Source organism: Streptococcus henryi DSM 19005 (assembly GCF_000376985.1).
GTDB lineage: Bacteria > Bacillota > Bacilli > Lactobacillales > Streptococcaceae > Streptococcus > Streptococcus henryi.
Map to the genome: position 1 here is coordinate 42,303 of NZ_AQYA01000027.1, position 24,891 is coordinate 67,193.

The following is a 24,891-nucleotide window of genomic DNA, read 5'->3' on the forward strand; positions in this document are numbered from 1 at the left end:
AGCTATTGGACCCCAAAACTTAGATAGATATTAATCTAAGATTGGGGTGTTTTATTATGGAATTTATGATGCAGACCAATCTCTAAATAGCTTAATGTGAGAAAAAGAATTATACTATAGTTGTGAAAAAACTAAGAAACCATCTCAGAAAGAAAATGTGAGGAGGTGAGCAAGATGAGACTCTACAATGTTGGAAACCGCATCGTCAACACCTACGTCTATGAGACAGCTGCCGGCTACATCATGATTGACACGGGTTATGAAGCTAGCTTGGCTAGCGTAGAAAGGAAACTGAAGCAGCACCAAATCAAGCTGTCTGACCTAAACTACCTCTTTCTAACTCACGCTCACGATGACCATGCCGGTTTTCTCAATGAATTACTGGGGAAAGTTCCGCATTTAAAGGTGATGGTGAGCGCTAAAGCCAGACCGACTCTCAAAAGAGGTCAGCACTCCTTTGAAGGTGGTTGCAGCGGTTATCTGGCCTGGTTCTTCTGTAAGGCCATGGGTTTTGTTGGCAAGGCAAAGCATGTCTTTCCCGTTATCGAAGACAAGTACGACCAGCGCCTGATTGAGATTACAGAGGCCAACAAGGCAGAGCTGGAAAAGATTCTAGAAGGGGAGATTCTATTTACCCCAGGTCATACCTCAGATTCCATCTCTCTCAAACTTGGCCAGAAAATCTTCTGCGGAGATGCCGCCATGAATGGACTTCCTAGCCTTAACCGCATCACCATCTGGTTGGAGAACAAGGAGCAGTTCCAACAATCCTGGGACCTCATGCTAGCCCAAAAGGCAGATGACATTTATCCCGCTCATGGTAAACCTTTCAAAATCTCAGATTTGGTGAAATACAAGGATAAGATTGCTAAAGTCAAGTCGCTTAGGTTGTAGTAAAGACAGAGATTTCAAAAAGGAGGTAGCACCATGGCAAAAATTTTAATCACAGGTTCATCTTCGGGTTTGGGGGCAATGGCTGCGCGTGAGCTCATAGGGCGCGGACGTGAAGTAACTCTCCATGCGCGTGATGACAAGAAAAAAGCTGTCGCTTTAGCAGCAAATCCCCAGGCACATCATGTCATCATTGGAGACTTGGCAAAGCCAGAAAAGGTGCTGTCGCTAGCCCAACAGGCCAATGAAATCAGTACTTTTGACGTTATCATTCACAATGCTGGTGTTTACACAGGTGACAACCAAGTCACAGCACAAGTTAATCTGCTAGCCCCCTATGTGCTGACAGCCTTGCTCAAAAAGCCCAAACGCATCATCTATGTCTCATCCAGCATGCACCGAGGTGCACGATTGGATATTGAGAACTTGGATAAGAAACTAGACTATTCTGGATCCAAACTAGCTCTGCTATTGCTCATGACTTACATCAGCCGACTCTGGCCAGATGTTCACACAAACGCCCTTGACCCAGGCTGGGTACCGACCCGTATGGGTGGAAAAGGTGCACCGGACGATTTAGTCGCAGGTTACATGACCCAAGTTTGGCTGGCAGAAAGCAAGGACCAACAAGTTCTGCAATCTGGCAACTATTACTACCACCAAAAACTCAGTCGCATGGATGATAGGGCACAGGACCAAGGATTACAGGAAGCCTTGATTGCTAAGTTAGCAGACCTGACAGGTGTAGGGTTAGATAAATAGAAAACGAGCTTCTGGGCTCGTTTTTCGGTCTATTATTTCAGATTGAAAATCGTTTTCAGTAATTTACGGTTCATTATTGAAAAATATTGAGTCTTTCTATATAATATAGATAATAAGGAAAGGGTTTACAATTATTAATGCGCAAAAAAATGTATAAATCAAAAAAACACTGGGTTATAGCTGGAATAGCCATAATGGCAATAATGGGTGCAGGCAGTGGCGCTGTTGCTGCGGACGAGACACAAACGATTTTGAATCAACAAGAAACAGTGGATTTAGGTGAAAATCAGTCAGAAATTAATATTATTTCGCCGATTTCAGAAAATACAACTATTGAAGACGAGAGTTCTAACGATCAAATTGATTTAGTTAAAGAACAAGTTTCAGATGAACACCTGCTTGATGGTTTGAACGATGAAAGTGATATTGAATCATTAGAACAAAATGAAGATGAAAATATAGTCTTATCAGATAATTATCAAGCAACACTAAATCAAGATGAAACAGTTAATCAGTCTTTAGATTTAGTAGTCGAAACAGATTTACAGGGAGATGATCAAGATTCCCTGTCTCAGAACGGTGAAGAAGCAGTGGCTTCAACAGGAAAAGAAAATAATACTAAGACTGTAGAGATGCATCGTCTTTATAATCCGAATTCCGGGGAGCATTTTTATACTGCAAATGTCGCTGAGAAAGATTATTTGGTTAAAGTTGGATGGAGTTATGAGAACATTGGGTGGTATGCGCCGAGTACAGGAGAGTCTGTATACCGTCTATATAATCCAAATGCTGGTGATCACCACTATACATTAAGTGTAGGTGAGAAGAATTACCTTGTTTTAGTTGGTTGGAACTATGAGGGCATTGCTTGGCATTCTGCAGGTACAGTTGCAATGCATCGTCTTTATAATCCAAATGCTAAAACGGGTACTCATCATTATACCTACTCAACAGGTGAAAGAGATTTTTTGGTTAAACAAGGCTGGCGCTACGAAGGAATTTCTTGGTATGGAGTAGAAAAGCAAAACGAAGAAAGCTTGTCAACAACAACTTCTTATCAAGGTTGGAAATATTCAGCCAATGATCAAATTTGGAATTACTATGATCAATCAGGCACTTTGATTAAGTCACAAAAGACGATTTCAGCAGCAAATGTAGCAACCCCATCTAACACTTTTTTAGCAACAATTTACAAGGGTGCAATTGGTAGCCTGCAATATGGCATTTTGCCATCAATTGTCGCAGCGCAAGCTGTTCTTGAGAGTGGTTGGGGGAAATCGACACTCTCATTAGCTCCAAATAATAATTTATTCGGTATTAAAGTCAGCACGGATTGGACAGGTGACTCGGTAACACTTAATACAAAAGAATACATTGATGGGAAAGAAGTAACTGTGGGAGCAGCTTTTCGTAAGTATAATTCTTGGAGCGATAGTGTTTTAGATCATGCGCAATTCTTCAGTTCAACAGAATGGCGGAAAAAGAATTATGCTAATGTACTTGGTGAATTGAACTATAAACGTGCATCACAGGCATTACAGGATGCAGGCTATGCTACTGATCCTAATTATGCAACAAAACTAATCAGTATTATCGAATATAATAATCTTTCAGCTTGGGATAAAATCCTTACTATTTGAGAATCAATAATAAAAATAAGAAAAAAACTTTATTAGAATTGTGAGGTGGATAAATGAATTCAAAATACACATACGGTTTCAAAAAGTCAAAAGCTTATGGACTTTGTGGCGTTGCAATTGCAGCATTTTTGTTCTCATCAGCACAAACAGTTTTAGCAGATGAAGCAGTCACAACGCCTTCTTCAGAAGCATCACTAGTGGTGCAAAGTGTGGATTTACAGAATGAAGCTGCAGTTGATCAAAGTTCAGATTCTGTATTATTAACTGAGTCAGAAGTTGCTGAAACGCCTTTAAATTCAACAGAAGATATTATTGAATCAAGTGATGATAATATGTCATCGCTTGTCAGTAGTGTAGAAGACGCGAAAGAGACTGTTGAAGAAGCTATCAAGCCAGATACTGAGGAGTCAGCTATCTCTTCTGACTTAACTGATAAAGACAGCTCAGAAGAAACTGTGATTGAGGTTGAAGAATCTAATACTAGCCAAGTAGAATCAGATTTAGAAAATAAACAAATTATTGGAACAGAGCAAAATGAGACTCCCGAGCTTGACCAGAAAAAAATGAGCCAAGATGAGCAAGTTGAGACTTCTGAAGAGGATAAATCCGAGGCCGTTGCTGCATCTGCCGGAGAGATTACTGAAGCTGTTGCGATGCACCGCCTCTACAATCCAAATTCTGGAGAGCATTTTTATACTGCAGCAGTAGGTGAGAAAGATTTTCTAGTAAAGGTTGGCTGGAAATATGAGAATATTGGCTGGTACGCTCCGAAAACCGGTGAATCAGTTTATCGCCTTTATAATCCAAATGCAGGTGATCATCACTACACATTAAGTTCTGGTGAAAAGAACTACCTTGTTAATGTTGGCTGGAAATATGAGGGGATTGCTTGGTATTCGGCAGGTAGTTCTGTCATGTATCGCCTCTACAATCCAAATGCAAAAACTGGAACCCATCACTACACAAGTTCAAAAGGCGAGAGTGATGCTTTAGTGAAAAGAGGCTGGAAATATGAAGGAATTTCATGGTATGGAGTTGACTCAAATGCATTAGCAACTCCATCAGGAAATCCAACGCAAGTTAGCGCTCAGCTAAACACTGATGGAATAGCAATATCACTAACCTCAAACAAAGTTTCAGACTACAGCAAAGTTACATTCTCTGTTTGGTCAGAAGCTAAAGTCCAGAACAATATCAAGTGGTATAAGGCAGATAAGTCAGGCAAAACTGTCGTGAATTACAGCACTCTAGGTGATTATGGCAACTATAAGGTGCAGGCTTATCTTAATGAGAACGGTAAATTGCTTGTTTTGGACACAGATAGTATTACTATCGTAAAACCAAGTGTGAAAGAAACAATAACAAAAAATGATGACATGTCATATACCGTGACAATTTCAAATGTTCCTCTCTATATGAGTTCAATTGTTTTGCCAACTTGGTCAGAGAAATATGGTCAGGATGATATTATTTGGTCTAAAACTAATAAAATCAATAGCACAACATATCAAGCAGTAATCAAATTAAGAGATCATAGCTACGATATTGGAAAATACCATTTACATATTTATGGTCAAAGCAAACTTGGTGGGTCACACCAAATTGGATTAGGGGCAACAGCAGGTTTCACTGTAAAAAGTTCTGATATAAAACTAACTGAACCCGATGTAATTGTTCAAAACTATGATAAGAATAAGGGGCAATTAACAGTTGTTGTTATTGGTGGTAGCAATTCTAAAGCGATTAAGTCAGTACGTGTTGCCGCCTGGTCAGAGAGTGATAGGGGAAATCTGTATTGGTACACAAGCTCGTCTGTTAAAGATGGGCAGTTAAGACTGACTGTTGATGAGAAATATCATCACAATCTAGCAGGTGATTATCAAGTTCACGTTTATGTTACAACTACTGATGGTGTTGAAAAGGGTAGAGTTTTAGGACCATACCACTTTAACAAGGTTGCTAGTCAAAGTAAGGTTAGTTCTACATACAAGGGTACAGGTGTCTTTAATCTATCGGTTGATAATGTTTATTCAAATGGTAAGGTCGTATATGCCGTTTGGTCTGATAAAAATGGACAAGATGACATGAAATGGTATACGGCTACTCAATCTGGCCAAACAGCTAATGCAATTGTGAATGTAACACAGCATACAGGAACTGGAACCTACCACGTCCATGTTTACCAAAATGATAATGGTAAGATGTATTTCTTAACATCTCAAGATTTCCAAGTAAAACGAACTAATTATGATATGCCATATTACAGTCAGGGAGATAGTCGTTGGGGAAGTAAAACTTATAATTACTACACAATGGCTTCATCAGGATGTGTGCCAACAAGCTTGGCTATGGTATTTTCATCGTTGACTGGTAAAACAGTTACACCTGTTAATGTTGCTGATTACTTGTATTACAACACAATTGAATTCAATAGATCTGAAATTGGATCGAGCGGACAAGGTGTTCTAATGGCTACTCGCCAATGGGGATTAACTCCAACAGCACTCACTTCTTTTGATGCATTGGCTAGTAACCTAAAAGAAGGTCATCACGTAGTGGCTGCAGTCCAACAAAACAAATTCTCACCATGGGGTGGAGGAATGTCACATGAGATCGTTCTCAAAGGTTTTTCAAATGGTAATACCTACGTTTATGATCCTTATAACGCGGCAAATAACGGCTGGTATCCAATCATTTCACTTTGGAATGAACAAAGTACTCAAGGTCTTGACCTTAGAGGAGTTGGTCGTCCATTTGTTAAAATAACAGATAACTAACACTCTTTAAAAAAATATAATAAAAAGTTGGGTATGTTCTAAAGTGTTCCCAACTTTTTATGTTAGCACTGAATTAATATTCAATTGAAATATATAAAAGACAACTGACTGAGAAAAAAGAAAAATCTGAAAATTATGTCAACTTTCCCTTGACAGGTTTTTTTATGAGTGTTATGATTAGGTCATGAATTGAATATTTCTTCGGGGCAGGGTGAAATTCCCGACCGGCGGTGACAAGGGTGTTTAGTAAAACATTGATTGAAGTCCGTGAGCGAAAGCTGATCTGGTGTGATTCCAGAACCGACAGTAAAGTCTGGATGGGAGAAGAAAATCGAATGGCCACAAGAGAGCCTGTCTTTTTGTGCTATTTTAGAAAGATTTCAGGAGAATTCTAGTCTCTTGAGGTGTTTTTATACTACATTTGATTTAACCATGCCCCATTCTTGTGAATGGGGTATTTTAGGTTATAAAATAAAAGCGGTAACTTGTTAATAGTGAATTCTTTTTGTATAACCTTTTTCAGTAAACCATCTTAATCCCGAATTGTCTAATTGTTGTGCAGCTTCAATTAGCTTTCGGTTTTTTTTGTGTATTAGGAAGGAGTGATAAAAATGCATGAAAAATATATGAGCTTAGCCCTCGAAGAGGCTAAGCGAGGTATGAAACATACTCATACAAATCCACTTGTTGGTGCTATTCTTGTTAAAGACCAGCAAATAATTGGTCGCGGTGCTCATCTTTTGTATGGACATGAACATGCGGAAAAAAATGCCATTATAACATGCCAAACTCCTGAAAAAATACTCAATTCTACTTTATACGTTACCCTGGAGCCTTGTAATCATCAAGGTAAACAACCTGCCTGTACCCAAGCAATTTTGGAAGCAAAAATTGCACGTGTAGTTGTTGCACAGCTTGATCCTAATCCCCTTGTTTCTGGGAAAGGTATTGCATTTTTAGAGGAAAATGGTGTTGAGGTCATAAGCGGAGTTCTGACTTCTGAGGCAGAAAAACTGAATCCTGCATATAATCTCTTCCATAAAAAACAGCGCCCATATGTGACTTTGAAGCAGGCAGTGAGCTTAGACGGAAAGCTTGGCTTGGATAATCAACGAACTAGCCTCACAGGACCTGAAGTTTATGAATTTGTTCGTCGAGAAAGAGATAACTATCAGGCTATTTTAGTTGGAGCACAAACCGCCATAACAGACAATCCACGTTTACTTGGTTCTGAAACATCACTTTTCCCACCTCAACGGATTGTCTTGGACAGAAGAGGTCGAGTCTTTGACAAACCTGATCTTACCTTATTTAAAGATGAGGCGGCTCCAGTCATTATATTTTCTGCTGCCATACCGGATAACTTACCAGAACACGTCACCGTACTAAAACCTAAGGATTTTAGTATCTCAACAATATTGAGTGATATAGCAGATTTTGGTATTCAGTCTCTTTATGTTGAAGGCGGAGCAGAAATCCACGATCAGTTTTTAGAAGCCAGTCTCTGGGATGAATTAATTACTTATCAAGCGCCTATTTTACTTGGAGGAAATAGCAAAGCTGCTTTTTCAAGCCAACGTCAAGTCTTATCAAAAGTAATTTTAAAAGACATTTCAATCCAACAAATTGGACAAGACATACGCATTTCAGCTAGGAGGGATGAGTCATGTTTACTGGACTAATCAAGGAGCAGGGCAATATTACAAAAATAAGTAAAACAAGCCAGAGCATTAAACTAACTATCCGAGCAAGTAATGACCTGCTAAAGACTTATAAAATTGGAGATAGCATGGCAGTGAACGGTGTTTGTTTGACCTGTGTCAAAAAATCGGGAAACCAATTCACCGTAGATATCATGCCAGAAACCTTTAAACGAACAACTTTTGCAAGACTAAAGATAAATGACAGGGTGAATTTAGAGCCAGCCATGTCGCAAAGTGATCGTTTTGAAGGGCATATCGTTTCAGGTCACAGTGATAGTATAGGAAAATTGCTTCATAGAAAACCGGATGAAAATGCAATCTTATTAACTTTTTCTTATCCTGGTTGCTTACGAGGAGAAATTGTAAATCAAGGATCTATTTCAATAAACGGTGTTAGTTTGACGGTAGTGTCGGCAGATATAAATAGTTTTACGGTCTCACTTATACCACACACTGCCAAAGAAACTAATCTTTCTAGCCTAAAAATAGGCAGTGAAGTAAATTTAGAAACCGATATACTAGCAAAATACGTAAAGGCTCAGTTAAATATGTTGGGAGAAAGATAGATGATTGAAGATGTAAGACAAGCAATTGAAGATTTAAAAGCAGGAAAACTAGTAGTCATTGTGGATGATGACGACCGTGAAGCAGAAGGTGACTTGGTCGGACTAGCTAGTCTAGCCACTGGAGAAAATGTGAACTTTATGACTAAACATGCGCGTGGGCTCATCTGTTCACCAGTTTCTAAGGAAATAGCAGAGCGCTTAGACTTATTTCCTATGATTGATGTTAACACAGACCCTCATGGGACTGCATTTACTGTTAGTGTTGACCATAGTTCAACTACGACAGGGATTTCAGCATTTGAAAGAGCAAAGACTATCAGAGCACTGTCTGATGATAATTCAAAATCAAGTGACTTTCAAAGACCCGGACATATGTTTCCGCTTGTTGGACGTCAAGGAGGAGTTTTGAAGCGTCGAGGGCATACAGAAGCGAGTCTAGACCTTGCTAAATTAGCAGGAGATGTTCAGGCATCATATATTTGTGAAATTTTAAAAGATGACGGAACCATGGCCCGCCGTAATGACTTGTTTGCATTTGCTGAGGAGTGGGGCTTAACTATTATTGATGTCAATGACATCGCAAGATATATGAGTTTTGAAGACAATGTTTTAGTAAATTTACCAAGTTCGCATGGTGATTTTGACTTACGTCTATTAGAGGATGAGCAAGGTAAGGAGCATCTTTTTATTAGTAAGGGAGAAATAAGTAATAAGAAACCTTATCTCTTACGTTTACATTCAGAATGTTTAACAGGTGATGTTTTTGGTTCTTATAGATGTGATTGCGGTGAACAACTTCAGACAGCATTGGAAAAAATAGAAGCAGAAGGTCAAGGTGCTGTTCTTTACCTAAGACAAGAAGGACGTGGAATTGGCTTAAAAAATAAGCTGCGTGCCTATCAACTTCAAGAAAAGGGAATTGATACCTATGATGCGAATTTAGCATTAGGATTCGCCGCAGATGAGAGAGATTATGGAATCGCTGCGGATATACTATCTTACTTAGGAATTAGAGACGTGGACTTGTTGACAAATAACCCAAATAAGGTTGAACAACTTGAACAAGCAGGTATTCACGTTCACGAACGCATCCCCCTAATAATTAAGCCACATCAAGAAAATCAACTCTATCTGCAAGTGAAAAAAGAGAAATTTCATCATATTTTAAATTTTTAAAAGGAGAAGAAACATGACAGTCTATGAAGGAAAATTTATCGGAAAAGAAATCAAAGTAGCTATTGTGGTTGCACGCTTTAATGAATTTATTACATCAAAACTACTTGGAGGTGCCGAAGATGCACTTATTCGAAATGAAGTGCCATCAGAAAATATTGACGTTTTCTGGGTACCAGGAGCATTTGAAATTCCATTTATCACAAAGAAACTTGTCGCAAGTGGAAAATATGATGGCCTTATCACTCTAGGAAGTGTAATCAGAGGAAGTACCAGTCACTATGACTTAGTTTGCAATGAAGTTGCTAAAGGTGTAGGGCAAATCAATCTCAATAGTGAAATTCCAGTTATGTTTGGTGTTATTACAACTGAAGATATTGAGCAGGCCATTGAGCGAGCAGGATCAAAAGCTGGTAATAAAGGAAGCGAGTGCGCTCAAGGATTGCTTGAGATGATTGATTTGAACAAGCAGATAATGAACTAATCAATATAAATAAGTGACCATCGCTGTAAAAAGGTGATGGTTTTTATTATAAAACAACTTATAAAAACATTGTTAGGCAAATTAGTCTATTTTTTTGACTAATTTTATTTATAAGAGTAAGATAGGTATAAATAGTAAAACAATTTGACTAATATACAGGAGATTCCCATGAAAGCAGTTCTTGTTAACCGGTCAGAAGGTTCTATCAACTATGGGTGAGATGGGGTGGGCCTTTGATGGCTCCTATGCTGAATATGTCTTGGTCCCAAATGAGCAGATTTTTCCAGTTGAGACAGATTTGAGCTGGGAGGAATTTGCGGCTGTTCCTGAAACTTATTTTACCGCCTATGACTCCATGCTCCAATTAAGGCTTGAAGATGGTGATAGGGTTTTGGTTCGTGGGGCGGCTTCTGGTGTCGGCTTAGCCTTTACCAAGTTAGTCAAAGCCAAGTACCCCCAACTTAAGGTCTATGGGTCAGTCCGCCGCTTGGACAAAGAAGCTCAGCGACTTGGATGGCCATTTACAAACAGCCTTGACCTTTAGCAAGGCCCTAGAGCTGGTTGGACCTCTTGTCATTAAGGACTCTATCGCCCATATGGACCACTATGGCATCATCTGCAGCACGGGCCTTCTTGGTGGCCAGTGGTATTTGGAGGATTTTGACCCCACTTTTGACTTGAAGAAGAACATTTATCTAACGACTTTTTATTCGGGTAATGTTTCTTCTGAGCAATGGCAGAGCCTCTTTGACTATATTGATTGCTATCAGGTTGACGTTCGCCAAGAAAAGATTTTTAGCCTAGATCAAATAAGAGCTGCGCATGACTATCTAGACAGTCCTCAAGCCCTTGGCAAGATTATTGTTCTTAATGATGACTAAATACAACTGTTAAGAAACTGAAAGGAAATTTTATGATAAATGAGTCACAAGTGAAACCTTATGTCCGTATAATGGACCAACAGGCCTCCCTTTATGAATACTTTGCTAGGCAGTATGGCCTGCAAAATAAGTCCTTGCAACTCCTGCTCTGGGTAGCCAATTATCCCAAATCTCATGGTAGCTATGTGACTCAGAAGTTTCTGGCAGAGCGGACCTATTCTAGCAAGCAGGTGGTAAATGCTACTGTTAAAAATTGGCGGGACAAGGGCTATGTTGAGCTCCTTGAAAACCCTAGGGATAAACGCCATAAACTGATACGATTGACTGAAGCTGGTCAGGCCTATGCGGACAGCATTATCCAACCCCTAAATAAGATAGAAAAGACAGCCATTGAGGTTTTAAGCCCCAAAGAGCAGGAGACTCTTTTGGCTCTGACCGCCAAGTATAACCATGCTTTAAAAGAAGAAATGGAGAAGCTATGATAACATTTGACCAAGTGACCAAAGTCTTTGGAACCAAGACTGTACTTGATAATCAATCCTTTGACATTGCAGATGGCGAATTTCTAGTCTTGGTTGGACCTTCTGGGTCCGGTAAGACGACAATTCTTAAGATGCTTAACCGCCTTATTGATTTGACAGAAGGTCGAATTATGATTGATGGGACCCAGCAGAACCAGTTAGATTTGCGACAACTCCGTTTGTCCATGGGCTATGTTCTTCAACAAATCGCTCTCTTTCCCAATCTGACGGTGGCTGAAAATATTGCCCTCATTCCCAAAATGAAGGGTTGGGACAAGGAGAAAATTGCGACCCGGACGGCCGAACTCCTAGATAAGGTCGGTCTGCCAGCCGCAGATTATCTGAATCGCTATCCCAAGGACCTCTCAGGCGGGGAGCAGCAGCGTGTGGGTATTGTAAGGGCCATTATTGGAGAGCCCAAGTTCCTTCTTATGGATGAACCCTTCTCAGCCCTGGACCCTATCACCAGGGAGCAGTTGCAGGCCCTGACCAAGGACTTGCATGCGGAGTTTGGCATGACCACTATCTTTGTGACCCACGATGTCCGTGAGGCTTTGGAGCTAGCGGATAAGATTGCGGTCCTCAATCAGGGAAAAATCGTCCAGTTAGCTTCTCCAGAGGAGATTTTACAGGCTCCAGCTGACGACTTTGTGGCAGAATTGTTTGGAGGTGTGGCCCATGACTAAGTTACTTACAACCTTTCAAGACCGCTTTGCCGATTGGGTGACAGCTCTGATACAGCACCTGCAGATTTCCCTCATGGCCCTGCTGGTAGCTATCCTGATTGCAGTCCCTCTAGCTATCCTACTCAGTAAGAGCAAGCGCCTAGCGGAAGCCTCCCTCCAAGTGACCGGCGTCTTTCAGACCATCCCCTCTCTGGCCCTTCTGGGACTCTTCATTCCCTTCATGGGGATTGGGACCCTGCCTGCGGTAGTGGCCCTGGTCATTTATGCCCTCTTTCCCATCATGCAGAACACCATCACAGCCCTGGACAGCATTGACCCTAGTTTGGTCGAAGCGGGGACGGCCTTTGGTATGACCAAGTGGGAGCGGCTCAAGACCTTTGAGATTCCTATCAGTCTCCCTATCATCATGTCTGGGATTCGGACTTCGGCTGTTATGGTCATCGGAACCGCCACCCTGGCTTCCCTCATCGGGGCAGGCGGGCTTGGTGCCTTCATCATGCTAGGCATCGACCGCAACAACAGCTCCCTCATCCTGATTGGGGCCCTGTCCTCGGCACTTCTTGCTGTCCTCTTTAATGCCCTTATCAAACTTTTGGAAAAAGCGCAGCTGAGAACCATCGTGGCCTCCTTTGCCATCATGGTCTTGGGACTCTTTGCCACCTACGCGCCAGCTTTTGTCAAAAGCAGTGAAAGCAAAACGGAGACCATCGTCATCGCAGGTAAACTGGGGGCAGAGCCGGAAATTTTGATTAACATGTACAAGGAGCTAATCGAGGGGGAAATGGATGTCAAGGTCAAGCTGGAGCCTTCTTTTGGCAAGACCAGCTTCCTCTATGAAGCCCTTAAGGCTGGTGATATTGCCATCTATCCTGAGTTTACGGGAACGGTAACTGGGTCCCTTTTGACCAATCCACCCCAGCTGTCAAATGACCCAATAGAGGTCTTTGAAGCAGCCCGGGATGGTATCTTGGAGCAGGATAATTTGGTGCTCTTGAAACCAATGGCCTATCAGAATACCTATGCTCTGGCGGTGACCAGGGAATTTGCGGAAGAAAATCAGCTGACCAAGATTTCAGACCTCCTTGCTATTCAGGACAAGCTGGTGGCAGGCTTCTCCTTAGAATTTAATGACCGGGCAGATGGCTATCCTGGCCTACAAGAGCTTTACGGTCTTAAGATCACAGTTAACACTATGGAGCCTGCCCTTCGCTACCAGGCCATTCAAACAGGTGATGTCAATCTTATTGACGCCTACTCCACAGATAGCCAAATCAAGCAGTACGACCTGGTGGTCTTGGAAGATGACCGTCAGCTCTTCCCCCCCTATCAAGGAGCACCGCTCATGCGGGCAGAGCTTCTGGAAAAATACCCAGAGCTAGAAGCGGTCCTCAATAAGCTAGCTGGTCAAATCACAGAAAGTCAGATGTCAGAAATGAACTATCAGGTGGATGTGGAAGGCAAGTCAGCCCAAGAAGTGGCTCATAACTACCTGCTTGAAGCGGGATTGGTCAATTAAAGAAAGAAGTGATCACATGACAAGATTTAAAGACTTATTAATTGATGATTTAGAACGGGCAGTGGCCCGTTTCCAACGTGCCTTTGAAGGGGTGACGGTGGAGCAGGCTAATGCCTTTCCGGCAGCTGAGATGGCTCCCCAAATCAAATCCATGACCTGGCTTCTTTGGCACACAGCCTTGGTGCTGGATGTCCAGATTGCGGAATTGGCCGGCACAGAATGGCTCTACCAGCAAGGTTGGAAGGAAAACTTACCAGAAAACAAAACCAAAAATCCTAGCTGGATTCACAGCTTGGAGGAAGCTCAAACCATCACGGTTGACAGCTTTAATACCCTCTTTGCCTATTTTGAGGCAGCGAGAGACCAGGCTGTGGCTTACATCCAAAGCCTGCAAGAAAGTGACCTGGATGATATTGTGGATGAGTCTTGGACACCAGCGGTGACCCGTGGGGTTCGCTTGGTCTCAACCTTGGATGATGTCACCATGCATTCAGGCCAGGTTTTCTACGCAAGACGTTTGCTCGGTTTGACAGACTAGAATAGAGGAAAATACCATGATTGCACTAACAGGTGTTACCGGAAAATTGGGTGGTGCGTTGGCACGTGGCATGTCAGAAGCTGGCATTCCTGCTCGTCTTTTGGCCCGCCGTCCTGAGGCTGTTGAAGTTCTGCCACATACCAGCATCCATGAGGCCTATTATGATAAGAGCCAAACCACCATTGATGCTCTGACGGGAGCAAGGGTGCTCTTTATGGTTTCGGGTCGTGAATCGGTCAATCGGGTCCAGGAGCACAAGGACCTGATTGATGCGGCCAAAGTTGCAGGTGTGGAGCACATCATCTACACCAGTTTCTACAATGCTGCTCCAGATTCCACCTTTACCCTGGCCCGTGACCATGCGGCGACAGAAAGCTACATCAAGGAGCAGGGCTTTGCCTACACCTTTATTCGCGATAACTTCTACCTGGATTTCTTTGTGGACTTGGCGCGTGGCTACGGCTATATCAAGGGTCCGGCTGCTGACGGCAAGGTTTCGGCCGTAGCTCGGGAAGATGTGGCCAGCGTTGCGCTAGCCATTCTCCAAAACCCTAAAAAATGGGAGAACCAAACTCTAGATATGACAGGTCCCGAGGAGCTTTCTTTGGGGCAAATGGCAGAGCAGCTTAGTCAGGCTTGGGGCAAGGAGATTGTCTATGTTGAGGAGACTATTGAGGAGGCCTATGAATCCCGCAGAGCTTGGCAAGCAGAAGACTGGGAGTATGATAGCTGGGTCTCAACCTACACGGCCATTGCTGCTGGCGAGCAGGCTGGGGTGTCAGGAGATATCGAGCGCGTGCTAGGAAGACCGGCAACGAGCTTGGCAGAGTTATTGAAACATAATAGTAAGTCATAGGATTGAGTTATTGGCTCAATCCTATTTTTAAATGTTGTTTTGTGATAGAATAGTTTTAGTAAAATTAGCTTGTTTAAGAAGTTAGAAAGAGGATTACAGTGAAATATAAAGGTTACTTAATTGACTTAGATGGTACGATTTATAAAGGGAAGGATCGTATTCCGGCAGGGGAGCGTTTTATAGAAAGGCTACAGGAAAAAGGGATCCCTTACCTTTTAGTGACAAATAATACTACGCGTACACCACAGATGGTTCAAGAGATGTTGGCGAGCCAATTCAATGTCAACACGCCACTTGAGACAATTTACACTGCAACTATGGCGACCGTAGATTATATGAATGAACTCAATAAGGGAAAAACGGTCTATGTAATTGGTGAAAAAGGTCTTAAAGATGCGATATGCGAAGCAGGTTATGTTGAAGATACTAAAAATCCTGCATACGTTGTAGTTGGCTTGGATACGGATTTGACCTACGAAAAATTAGCGATTGCAACTTTAGCTGTTCAAAGAGGAGCTGTTTTCATCGGAACAAACCCTGATTTGAATATCCCAACAGAACGTGGTCTTATGCCAGGAGCAGGCTCTCTTATTGCGCTTGTTCAATCAGCAACTCGAGTAGATCCAATCATCATTGGAAAACCCAAGGCAATCATAATGAACAAATCGCTTGAAGTTTTAGGAATTCCTCGCCAAGAAGCCATTATGGTAGGTGATAATTACTTAACTGACATTATGGCTGGTATTAAGAATGATATTGCTACACTTCTAGTAACAACTGGCTTTACCAAAGCGGAAGAAGTTCCACATCTTCCAGTTCAACCAGACTATGTCCTATCAAGTTTAGATGAGTGGGATTTCAATGAAAAATAGATTACATACACTGAGTTCTTGGTTTTGGTTACTTTCTCTAGCGATACTAGCAACGATTTATACTGCATGGCTTATTTATCCTATGGAAATAAGAGAGCTAAATTTAACCTCATACATTTCCCTGTCTAAACAAGAGATTCTTGAAGATTATAATATCTTACTCAATTATCTTACAAATCCTTTTGTAGGTAAGTTAGATATGCCACACTTCCCATCCTCAAGCGATGGACTCAAGCATTTTCAAGATGTGAAATTTCTATTTCAGCTAGCACAAGCTGTATTTCTTGTGTTGTTAATGCCTGCACTATCTTTCTTTTGTCAGAACATAAAAAGAAAGTCAATTTTTGTTTATGAAAAGTTTTTTGTATTTGCAGCTCTCACCCCAATTTTGATTGGTCTTATGGGACTTTTACTTGGTTTTGATACTTTCTTTACTCTTTTTCACCAAGTTCTATTCCCTGGTGCAACAAACTGGCTATTTGATCCAGCAACGGATCCAATCATTCTGGTTTTACCAGAAACCTTTTTCTTACATTGTTTTATAATCTTCTTTGTCTTTTACGAAGTTTTGATCTGGGGCATTGTTGTTTTAGGAAAACATGAATTAAAAGTTAGGAAAATGCACCTAAATTAACTTAGTATTGAAATACCTTGGTTTTGGAGAGGTTTTTATGGCAAAATATCTAGTCAAGTTAAATAAATTATTTTTTGGTATTCTAATACTAGTTATTATTGCTAGGTGTCTCAACGAAAAGCTAGTATCAGATTCAAAAATTGTCGTTGCTATCTTAATCATGGTTTTAGTCAACCAAGGTATTCTGGTCATTATGATACCTAAGGATGAGATTTCTGCTAATCAGCCTTTTTTCATTTCGAGATTAATCGGAATAGGGTGGGGGCTTAACCCTCGTAACAAAATAGCGCGATTACTGACTTTTGTTTTAGTCTGCGTTTTCATTCCAATTCTCATCTTTTTACTCATTTGCTAGCTAGTTATTTTCATCTTTATCACTGGAAACATTATAAAAACAAATTAATAAACTTTAAAATTTAACTTGATTTATCAAAGTGAAAAAATAATGTTTCACTTGGGAATCCATTGCCCATTTATGGTTGATGTGATATATTTATAAGTAAGATAAATTTGTTTTGCAGTGAAGAGGAAGCGGTGTAAAAAATGAAGAAAGCAGCACAGACTAGCCATCAATTATTAATTCAAAAATTACTTGTTAGTATTCATTATTTAACGCTGTTTAAAGACGAGATTATATTAGTTGAAAAAACACCTTCGTTGTTGGGAAATTCATTTTCTGTTATTGATATTCAAAGAGAGCTAGGGGATATTCTAGCAACGATTGAGTTGCTAAGTAAACAGGAAAAATTGATTCGATCAACATTTTGGTATGATGAAGCATCTTTTAAACTGATGAATCATTCTTTAGATATCGTAGGAACCTGGGTCAGAGGAATTGATAATATTCTACAGACATGTCAGTCTAAATCAGTTTTTCAAGAAATCTTAGGTGACGATCGTCCACATATTTTCGGAGTTTTAGCAGATGTTTTCTCATCCCTCAAACTCATCAACCTTTCTTTAAAAGAGGAGTCTGAGGAAACATTTCTTCTTGATCCGTTTAAGGTTAATTTACAGCCTAAACGCTTAAGTAAAGAGCAATTATTGGAAAAAATTGATGCTATGGTACCTGAAGGCTTCAAAGATGAAGAGGAAGAGTCTGAGGAAGAACAGAAATATGAAGTTGCTGAACGTTCAGAGGTTGTGAAATTATTTAGACATTACCTCTTCGATAGCGGTGGTGGGCAAGTATATGTAATAGATGCAAAAGATGAGTTAGAAAAAGAAATTGAATTATATAATTCTTTTAACCGTTTTAAAGGGATTTCTGATGATATTTCTACTAGTTTAGTTTACATAGAAGAAATTGTAGATGAAATGGAAGAACGACTTAAGAAAAATGCTACTGAGGAAACTGCTACAGAACCTCCAATTTATCTAGTAGTTTATGGACTCAATTTACTTATGAAGGACAGTAGATTTGAAGCTTTAATGTCTGAGCTTAAAACTAAGAATTTATTCAAAAAAACATCTATTTTCATGTACACTTATCAAGCATATGATTAATTTTTGTTTGACAATCAGTGCTATACAAGCTATAATAGAAAAAATTTAAAAACCTTTAATTTGGTCCAGAGAGGCTGCAAAGGTTACAAGAAGCAACCGACAGGATTTTTTCTGCCTTTGATTTACATAAATGACTTCTAGAATTGCAAAAATTTAGTGCATTTAGGTAAATGGTGGATTTATCCGTCCATTTCATGTGACCTTACCCTCTGGGTAAGGTTTTTTTGTCAGAAAAATGGAGGTCATAATGAATCCCAACTTTGAGAAGAAAGCAATGGTTTTGAAAGAAGATCTAACCATTGTCAGTCAACGTGAAATTGCGCCTAAGATTTTTGAAATGGTATTAAGTGGTGAGATGGTTCAGGATATGAAGGTAGGGCAATTCTTACATCTACGTGTCCCAGACCCAAGTAAACTTCTCCGTCGACCGATTTCTATCTGTGAGATTGACAGGAAAAATAATCAGGCGACCATTGTTTACCGTGTTGAGCGAGCTGGAACGGCTATTTTGTCACAACTAAAAGCTGGTGATAAGGTTGATACCATGGGACCTCAGGGAAATGGCTTTGACCTATCAGTTCTTGAAGCAGGGCAGAAAGCTCTCCTGATTGGCGGTGGTATCGGCGTCCCACCATTAGTTGAAACGGCAAAACAATTGAAAGCTAAAGGAGTGGAGGTTACTTCAGTCATTGGCTTTGCTAACAAGGATGCTCTCATTTTGGAAGAAAAGCTGCGCCTCTACGGGGATGTCTATGTAACTACTGATGATGGCTCTTATGGTATTAAGGGATATGTCTCAACAGTAATTGACACTTTTGATTGGGTAGCGGATGCTGTTTATTCCTGCGGAGCACCTGGCATGCTCAAGTATGTCGATAAGAAATTTGAAAACCACCCTCATGCCTACTTGTCAATGGAATCTCGTATGGCCTGTGGCATGGGGGCTTGCTATGCTTGCGTGGTTCATTTGCGTAATCAAAATGAAGCTGCCAACAAACGTGTCTGTGAAGATGGTCCTGTTTTTGAAACAGGCAGTGTTGTCTTGTAAGGAGGTTAGTCATGTCAAAAAATCGCTTAGCTGTCAGCCTTCCAGGGCTTGAATTAAAGAATCCTATTATACCTGCCTCTGGCTGTTTCGGATTTGGTCAGGAATATGCCAAATATTATGATTTAGATAAATTAGGCTCAATCATGATTAAGGCTACTACACAAAATCCTCGCTTTGGCAATCCGACACCACGAGTTGCAGAGACTCCATCAGGCATGCTTAATGCTATCGGACTTCAAAATCCTGGGGTTGATGCAGTCTTGTCTGAAAAGTTACCTTGGTTAGCTCAGCATTTTCCTAATTTGCCAATTATTGCAAATGTCGCAGGTTTTTCAAATGACGAGTATGCCTATGTCTCAGAAAAGATTTCACAAGCTGAAAATGTTAAGGCTATCGAGCTCAATATTTCATGTCCCAACGTAGATCATGGAAATGCTGGGCTTCTGATTGGACAAGTACCTGAATTGGCCTATGCAGCGGTCAAAGCTAGTGTGGAAAATTCAGCGGTGCCTGTTTATGTTAAACTGACTCCTAGTGTTGCTGATATTACAAGTGTAGCTAAAGCAGTTGAAGAGGCTGGGGCAACTGGCTTTACCATGATTAACACTTTAGTGGGAACGCGTTATGACTTGGCAACACGTCAGCCCATTATCGCAAATGGTCAAGGCGGCATGTCGGGTCCAGCAGTCTTTCCTGTAGCGCTAAAATTAATTCGCCAAGTTGCTCTTGCATCTGACTTACCAATTATTGGAATGGGAGGTGTCGATTCAGCTGAAGCAGCACTTGAAATGATGATTGCCGGAGCGTCAGCAATTGGAGTTGGGACTGCAAACTTTACTGACCCTTATGCCTGTCCTAATATCATTGACTGCCTTCCTGTGGTAATGGATAAGTATGGCATTAGTGATTTAGAAACTTTGCGCCAGGAAGTAAAGCATGACCTACTTGGAAAATAGATTTGGAATAACAGAAGCTGCTGTTTATCAGTTATTGACAGAAAATGGTATTAATTATAAAGTAATTGAACATCATCCGATTACAAGAGTTTCTGAGGTTAATTTTACTTTCGAGGGACAAGCACTAAAAAATCTCCTTTTGACAAATCGCAAGGAAACATGTTTTTATTTATTAGTCACCCCTGCAGATAAAGAGGTTGATTTAAAAGTAGTAGCTGGTCAATTGGATAGCGGCAGACTTCATTTTGCATCAGCAGATCTCGTAATGGAAACTCTTGGGCTGCCAGTTGGTACAGTAAGTCCATTTGCTCTGCTATTTCCCCCTGAAAAGGCTGTTAAACTTGTCCTAGATGTTGCCATTAATCAACAGAATACTCTTGGTTTTCATCCTGCACGCAATGATAAGACACTTCTTTTAACTTATCCTGATTTCATAAAACTATTTATTGAATAGCTAAGCTTAGTGAAAACTAGGTAATTCTTTGACTAAACCATTAAAAAAAGATATAATAAACAAAATTGAAAACCTTTAATTGCGTCCAGAGAGGCGGCGGAAGGTTCACGGAAAAAAATGGGTAGTAGTGTACCCATCTTTTGTGGAACCCTGCCCTCTGGCAGGGTTTTCTTTATAGCCAATAGAAAGGAATGGGTTCATTCGAACTCGGGCTAAAATCCTAGTGAAAAAGATAAGTTCTCTAGAATCTTTGATGACTCTTAATCAACTTTCTATTTTTATACGGATTTTTAAGGCCAATAGGTATCATCGATTATGCGTGAAACTCGCCCTGTGATTGCTCTTGATTTTCCAACTTTTGAGGATGTCAAAACATTTCTAGCCCTCTTCCCAGAAGAGGAAAAACTCTATGTCAAAATCGGTATGGAGCTCTATTATGCAGTTGGTCCTGAGATTGTCCGCTATGTAAAATCACTAGGACATTCGGTATTCTTAGACCTCAAATTACACGACATTCCCAATACGGTTAAGTCGGCAATGGCTGTGCTGGCAAACTTGGGCGTTGATATGACCAATGTTCATGCGGCTGGTGGTGTTGAGATGATGAAGGCTGCGCGTGAAGGTTTGGGACAAGGTCCTAAGTTGATTGCGGTTACTCAACTAACATCAACATCTGAAGAACAAATGCAGGACTATCAGAATATCCAAACAAGCCTAGCTCAATCCGTTGTTCATTATGCACAGAAGACTGCGGAGGCAGGACTTGATGGTGTGGTTTGCTCTGCTCATGAAGTTAAGGCTATCAAAGAGGCGACTAGGAAAAACTTCATCTGTTTAACTCCAGGAATTCGTCCTGCGGGCTCTGTTATTGGCGACCAAAAACGTGTTATGACACCTGCAGATGCACAAGCAATTGGTTCAGACTATATTGTCGTTGGCCGACCAATCACTCAAGCTGAAGACCCACTAGTTGCCTATAAAGCCATTAAGGAAGAGTGGAATGGCTAGGGAAATGTTGAGAGCTGTCATGGACAGGCCGATGGGCTATCAGGATAAATTTGGAAACATCTATCCTATCAATTACGGCTATATTCCAGGATTGCTTGGTGGAGATGGAGAAGAACAGGACGTTTATATTATCTCTAAGCAGGTTACTACCCCACTTGAACGTTTTGAGGGAGAGCTTGCAGCTATTATTCACCGAACAGATGATGCCGAAGACAAATGGGTCTTGACTTCAGCTGGTGAAAAAGTGACAGAGCAGACCATTATTGATTGCACGCAGTTTATTGAACAATATTTTAATTCTTGGATTGAACTTTTATAAAAGGAGAACAATTATGACTTTAGCAACACAAATCGCATCTGACCTTCTTGACATCAAGGCAGTTTACCTCAAACCTGAAGATCCATTTACATGGGCATCTGGTATTAAATCACCTATTTATACAGATAACCGCATCACCCTTTCTTACCCTGAAACACGTACCCTAATTGAAAATGGCTTTGTTGAAAAAATCAAAGAAGAGTTTCCTGAAGTGGAAGTGATTGCAGGAACAGCGACAGCAGGTATTCCTCATGGTGCCATTATTGCTGATAAGATGAACTTGCCATTTGCTTATATTCGTTCTAAACCAAAAGATCATGGTGCCGGAAACCAAATCGAAGGTCGTGTGACTAAGGGACAAAAAATGGTTATCATCGAAGATTTGATTTCAACTGGTGGATCAGTTCTTGATGCTGTGGCTGCTGCAAAACGCGAAGGAGCAGATGTTCTTGGTGTAGTGGCAATTTTCACTTATGAATTGCCTAAAGCTGATAAAAACTTTGAAGAAGCTGGTGTTAAATTGGTGACTCTTTCAAACTATACTGAACTCATCAAGGTTGCCAAAGTTCAAGGCTACGTAACTGCAGATGGCTTGCAACTATTGAAGAAATTCAAAGCTGACCAAGAAAATTGGCAGAACTAAAGGAGTTAGAGGCTGGGTCAAACCTGACTTCCAACTTACTGATCAAGTACCTATAGATTTCATTTTATGGGTTTTGCGAGGGTGACAGAAGAAACTCTGATGGTATATTTGAGTTATCTGCCACCCTTTTTTCATTCTTTAAGAAAATATCCAAAGGAGAAATGAATGAACTACAAGAATTTGCTGGAATCTGGTGAAGTGGTCTATTTTGAGAACACACGTTTCAAGCACTTCAAAAATCCAGTCACTTCCGAGCGTTATTTTGCCAATTATTTAAGTTACAAAACCATGCCTGATTTAGCAGAATTCCAAAGTGATTTAGCCTACCTCGCCAATGAGCAGAAAGACTATAAAAGCAACTATGCTTTTATCTTTTTTGCAGAAATGGCAGAGCTAGATGATAATATAAAAGCCTACCTATCAGATCAAGGTTTTGAGCTTGAAAAACATATCATCTTTACCAACCTCTTAGATAATCTTTCCCTCAGAAAGCGAGATCTTGGAGATATCAGGATTGCTCAATTGACTGAAGAAACTTTACCAGCCTATGTGGAATATAAATACCAGCAAGCTTTACCTTACGGTAAAGAATATGCTGATCAAATGAAATTAGACAATGAGCGTCATATGCTAACTAATGGTTCTAAGGTTTACTTAGCTATGGAGAAGAATCATATTATCGGTGATGTCACTGCCTGGTTTTATGGGGATTATGTTGAAATTGATGACTTTGCTGTTGATGAAAATTATAGAGGCAAGGGTATCGGTTCAGCTCTGCAATTGACCGCCAGTAAGGGATATGAAAAGGTAATCCTCATAGCTGAGGAAGAAAATCGAGATATGTATCAGCATCAGGGTTATAAAGAAGTGAGCTATTATTGGACAGCTTTAAAAAGTTAATCTGAAAAAATGATGAGGAGATATCTATGACATTTGTAGATGCAAGTGCCCAAGCGGAAGCAGTGAGGTCAGGTGAGGTTTCGCCCCAAGAGTTGGTCGAGGAGGCCATTTCAAAAATAGAAGAGCTCAATCCAAAGCTCAATGCTGTCGTAAGCAAGCGCTATGAAAGAGCGCTTAAGGAGGCTGAGGATAGAGATTTTTCAAACACCCCCTTTGCTGGTGTACCAATCCTGCTTAAAGATTTAGGTCAGGAGCAGGCTGGCGAAACTTCGACATCTGGTTCAAGGCTCTTTAAAAACTATCAAGCCAAGGAGTCTAGCAATTATACCAAGGCATTAGAAGATTTAGGCTTCATCGTTCTAGGACGTACCAATACCCCTGAATTTGGCTTCAAAAACATCAGTGATAGCAGTCTTCATGGTTTGGTCAACCTCCCTGACGATACCTCTCGTAATGCAGGAGGCTCTTCTGGTGGAGCAGCTGCTAGCTTGGCTTCAAATATGGTATCAATCGCTCCAGCCAGCGATGGTGGTGGTTCCATCAGAATTCCTGCCAGCTTCAATGGTCTGATTGGCCTAAAACCAACACGTGGCCGTATACCGGTAGGTCCGTCCTCGTTTCGAGGTTGGCAGGGAGCTTCTGTCAATTTCGCTCTGACTAAGTCCGTCCGCGATACTAAAAACCTGCTTTATCATTTCCAAATCAGTCAGCTGGAGAGCCCCTTTCCTCTTCCAATTTTGTCTAGAAATGATATTTTTTCAGATTTAAAAGGTCCTTTAAGAATTGCTGTGCTGACCAAGTCACCAATCGGCAGCTCTGTATCAGATGAAGCCAAGCAAGCAACAAAAGACGCGGCGCTCTTTCTCCAACAAGAAGGCCACCAGGTTGAAGAACTGACCAATTATCCATTTGAAGGCATTGAAGCTATGCAGAGCTATTATGTCATGAACAGTGTCGAAACAGCAGCTATGTTTGATGACATTGAGACTAGCTTAGGGCGTCAGATGACAGCTGATGACATGGAGCTAATGACTTGGGCTATTTACAAGAGCGGCCAATCCATTCTAGCCAAGGATTATTCTAGAATCATTTCTCAATGGGATATTTATAGCCATATTATGGCTGAATTCCATAAGAAATACGATTTAATTCTGACTCCAACAGCAGCGGGAGTAGCTCCTAAACACGGTCAATTTGACCTAAGTGAACGTTTGAAAAATGACCTCTTCCATATGGCTGATTTTGGACAGGAAAGGCAGCAGGAACTCATTTGGGATATGTTTGCGGAAAGTCTGGCCTTGACACCTTTTACGCAACAGGCTAATTTAACAGGACAGCCCTCAATCAGCTTGCCAACACACAGAAGAGAGGATGGCTTAGCAATTGGGATTCAGTTGACTGCAGCTAAAGGTAGAGAAGACCTTCTCCTGCAAGTAGCTCAGCTATTTGAAAATCAAGGCAAATTTATGTAAAAGTCTTTAATGAAAGGTAAATCTTGGACTTCCTTTTATTGTGCTTAAGTATGAGAAGAAAGTCACAAGCATATTGATTGCAAGT

General features: G+C 40.8%; 27 protein-coding genes and 1 riboswitch. All 27 genes read left to right on the top strand.

The window, feature by feature from the left end:
- Nucleotides 1-174 precede the first annotated feature (174 nt).
- Nucleotides 175-894 carry an MBL fold metallo-hydrolase gene (locus F601_RS0103320; protein WP_018164250.1) on the top strand — a complete coding sequence of 240 codons (720 nt, stop codon included), beginning with the start codon at nt 175-177 and terminating at the stop codon, nt 892-894.
- Nucleotides 895-927: 33 nt separating this feature from the next.
- Entirely contained in the window at nt 928-1,653 is a 726-nt protein-coding gene (locus F601_RS0103325) for an SDR family NAD(P)-dependent oxidoreductase (RefSeq protein WP_018164251.1), read from the top strand.
- A gap of 137 nt (nt 1,654-1,790) precedes the next feature.
- On the top strand, nt 1,791-3,293 hold the full coding sequence (locus F601_RS13650) for a glucosaminidase domain-containing protein (protein ID WP_018164252.1): 1,503 nt from the start codon (nt 1,791-1,793) through the stop codon (nt 3,291-3,293).
- Between the two features lie 53 nt (nt 3,294-3,346).
- Complete coding sequence (locus tag F601_RS0103340; RefSeq protein ID WP_018164253.1) at nt 3,347-6,070, top strand: GBS Bsp-like repeat-containing protein; 2,724 nt, start codon at nt 3,347-3,349, stop codon at nt 6,068-6,070.
- 193 nt (nt 6,071-6,263) lie between these two features.
- Nucleotides 6,264-6,403: riboswitch (FMN riboswitch) on the top strand.
- 278 nt (nt 6,404-6,681) lie between these two features.
- Nucleotides 6,682-7,752, top strand: coding sequence for a bifunctional diaminohydroxyphosphoribosylaminopyrimidine deaminase/5-amino-6-(5-phosphoribosylamino)uracil reductase RibD (ribD, locus tag F601_RS0103345; protein WP_018164254.1), 1,071 nt, complete (start codon nt 6,682-6,684; stop codon nt 7,750-7,752).
- Nucleotides 7,737-8,339, top strand: a complete 603-nt coding sequence (locus tag F601_RS0103350) for a riboflavin synthase (RefSeq protein WP_018164255.1) — start codon at nt 7,737-7,739, stop codon at nt 8,337-8,339. Before ribD ends, F601_RS0103350 begins: the two co-directional genes overlap by 16 nt.
- A complete protein-coding gene (locus F601_RS0103355; RefSeq protein ID WP_018164256.1) occupies nt 8,340-9,515 on the top strand; it encodes a bifunctional 3,4-dihydroxy-2-butanone-4-phosphate synthase/GTP cyclohydrolase II in 1,176 nt (391 codons plus the stop codon).
- Between the two features lie 13 nt (nt 9,516-9,528).
- A complete protein-coding gene (ribH, locus tag F601_RS0103360; protein WP_018164257.1) occupies nt 9,529-9,996 on the top strand; it encodes a 6,7-dimethyl-8-ribityllumazine synthase in 468 nt (155 codons plus the stop codon).
- A 181-nt stretch (nt 9,997-10,177) separates the two neighbouring features.
- Nucleotides 10,178-10,540 (top strand): MDR/zinc-dependent alcohol dehydrogenase-like family protein, encoded by a 363-nt coding sequence (locus tag F601_RS13470; protein ID WP_248678577.1) that lies wholly within the window; start codon nt 10,178-10,180, stop codon nt 10,538-10,540.
- The gene (locus F601_RS13475) at nt 10,506-10,877 is read left to right on the top strand and encodes a zinc-binding dehydrogenase (protein ID WP_051070619.1); all 372 of its coding nucleotides are present in this window, start codon (nt 10,506-10,508) and stop codon (nt 10,875-10,877) included. The genes F601_RS13470 and F601_RS13475 overlap by 35 nt, the downstream gene beginning before the upstream one ends.
- A 32-nt stretch (nt 10,878-10,909) precedes the next feature.
- A complete protein-coding gene (locus F601_RS0103370) occupies nt 10,910-11,359 on the top strand; it encodes a MarR family winged helix-turn-helix transcriptional regulator (RefSeq protein ID WP_018164258.1) in 450 nt (149 codons plus the stop codon).
- Nucleotides 11,356-12,084 (top strand): ABC transporter ATP-binding protein, encoded by a 729-nt coding sequence (locus F601_RS0103375; protein ID WP_018164259.1) that lies wholly within the window; start codon nt 11,356-11,358, stop codon nt 12,082-12,084. Before F601_RS0103370 ends, F601_RS0103375 begins: the two co-directional genes overlap by 4 nt.
- On the top strand, nt 12,077-13,600 hold the full coding sequence (locus F601_RS0103380) for an ABC transporter permease/substrate-binding protein (RefSeq protein ID WP_018164260.1): 1,524 nt from the start codon (nt 12,077-12,079) through the stop codon (nt 13,598-13,600). The genes F601_RS0103375 and F601_RS0103380 overlap by 8 nt, the downstream gene beginning before the upstream one ends.
- A gap of 16 nt (nt 13,601-13,616) precedes the next feature.
- The gene (locus tag F601_RS0103385) at nt 13,617-14,138 is read left to right on the top strand and encodes a DinB family protein (protein WP_018164261.1); all 522 of its coding nucleotides are present in this window, start codon (nt 13,617-13,619) and stop codon (nt 14,136-14,138) included.
- A 16-nt stretch (nt 14,139-14,154) separates the two neighbouring features.
- Nucleotides 14,155-14,994 (top strand): SDR family oxidoreductase, encoded by an 840-nt coding sequence (locus F601_RS0103390; RefSeq protein WP_018164262.1) that lies wholly within the window; start codon nt 14,155-14,157, stop codon nt 14,992-14,994.
- Between the two features lie 98 nt (nt 14,995-15,092).
- Nucleotides 15,093-15,866, top strand: a complete 774-nt coding sequence (locus tag F601_RS0103395; RefSeq protein ID WP_018164263.1) for a TIGR01457 family HAD-type hydrolase — start codon at nt 15,093-15,095, stop codon at nt 15,864-15,866.
- Nucleotides 15,856-16,500: a TIGR01906 family membrane protein gene (locus tag F601_RS0103400; protein ID WP_018164264.1), complete on the top strand. Its 645-nt coding sequence runs from the start codon at nt 15,856-15,858 to the stop codon at nt 16,498-16,500. The genes F601_RS0103395 and F601_RS0103400 overlap by 11 nt, the downstream gene beginning before the upstream one ends.
- Nucleotides 16,501-16,537: 37 nt before the next feature.
- Complete coding sequence (locus F601_RS0103405) at nt 16,538-16,855, top strand: hypothetical protein (RefSeq protein ID WP_018164265.1); 318 nt, start codon at nt 16,538-16,540, stop codon at nt 16,853-16,855.
- 188 nt (nt 16,856-17,043) lie between these two features.
- A complete protein-coding gene (locus F601_RS0103410) occupies nt 17,044-18,006 on the top strand; it encodes a hypothetical protein (RefSeq protein WP_018164266.1) in 963 nt (320 codons plus the stop codon).
- A 274-nt stretch (nt 18,007-18,280) separates the two neighbouring features.
- Nucleotides 18,281-19,054, top strand: a complete 774-nt coding sequence (locus tag F601_RS0103415) for a dihydroorotate dehydrogenase electron transfer subunit (RefSeq protein WP_447453196.1) — start codon at nt 18,281-18,283, stop codon at nt 19,052-19,054.
- Between the two features lie 11 nt (nt 19,055-19,065).
- Nucleotides 19,066-20,010 (top strand): dihydroorotate dehydrogenase, encoded by a 945-nt coding sequence (locus F601_RS0103420; RefSeq protein WP_018164268.1) that lies wholly within the window; start codon nt 19,066-19,068, stop codon nt 20,008-20,010.
- Nucleotides 19,991-20,464, top strand: coding sequence for a YbaK/EbsC family protein (locus F601_RS0103425; protein ID WP_018164269.1), 474 nt, complete (start codon nt 19,991-19,993; stop codon nt 20,462-20,464). The genes F601_RS0103420 and F601_RS0103425 overlap by 20 nt, the downstream gene beginning before the upstream one ends.
- A gap of 315 nt (nt 20,465-20,779) precedes the next feature.
- Nucleotides 20,780-21,472: an orotidine-5'-phosphate decarboxylase gene (gene pyrF, locus F601_RS0103430; RefSeq protein WP_018164270.1), complete on the top strand. Its 693-nt coding sequence runs from the start codon at nt 20,780-20,782 to the stop codon at nt 21,470-21,472.
- Nucleotides 21,465-21,791 (top strand): inorganic diphosphatase, encoded by a 327-nt coding sequence (locus tag F601_RS0103435; RefSeq protein ID WP_018164271.1) that lies wholly within the window; start codon nt 21,465-21,467, stop codon nt 21,789-21,791. Before pyrF ends, F601_RS0103435 begins: the two co-directional genes overlap by 8 nt.
- A 13-nt stretch (nt 21,792-21,804) precedes the next feature.
- Nucleotides 21,805-22,434: an orotate phosphoribosyltransferase gene (gene pyrE, locus F601_RS0103440; protein ID WP_018164272.1), complete on the top strand. Its 630-nt coding sequence runs from the start codon at nt 21,805-21,807 to the stop codon at nt 22,432-22,434.
- A 165-nt stretch (nt 22,435-22,599) separates the two neighbouring features.
- Entirely contained in the window at nt 22,600-23,334 is a 735-nt protein-coding gene (locus F601_RS0103445) for a GNAT family N-acetyltransferase (protein WP_018164273.1), read from the top strand.
- Between the two features lie 26 nt (nt 23,335-23,360).
- On the top strand, nt 23,361-24,806 hold the full coding sequence (locus F601_RS0103450) for an amidase (RefSeq protein WP_018164274.1): 1,446 nt from the start codon (nt 23,361-23,363) through the stop codon (nt 24,804-24,806).
- Nucleotides 24,807-24,891 lie beyond the last annotated feature (85 nt).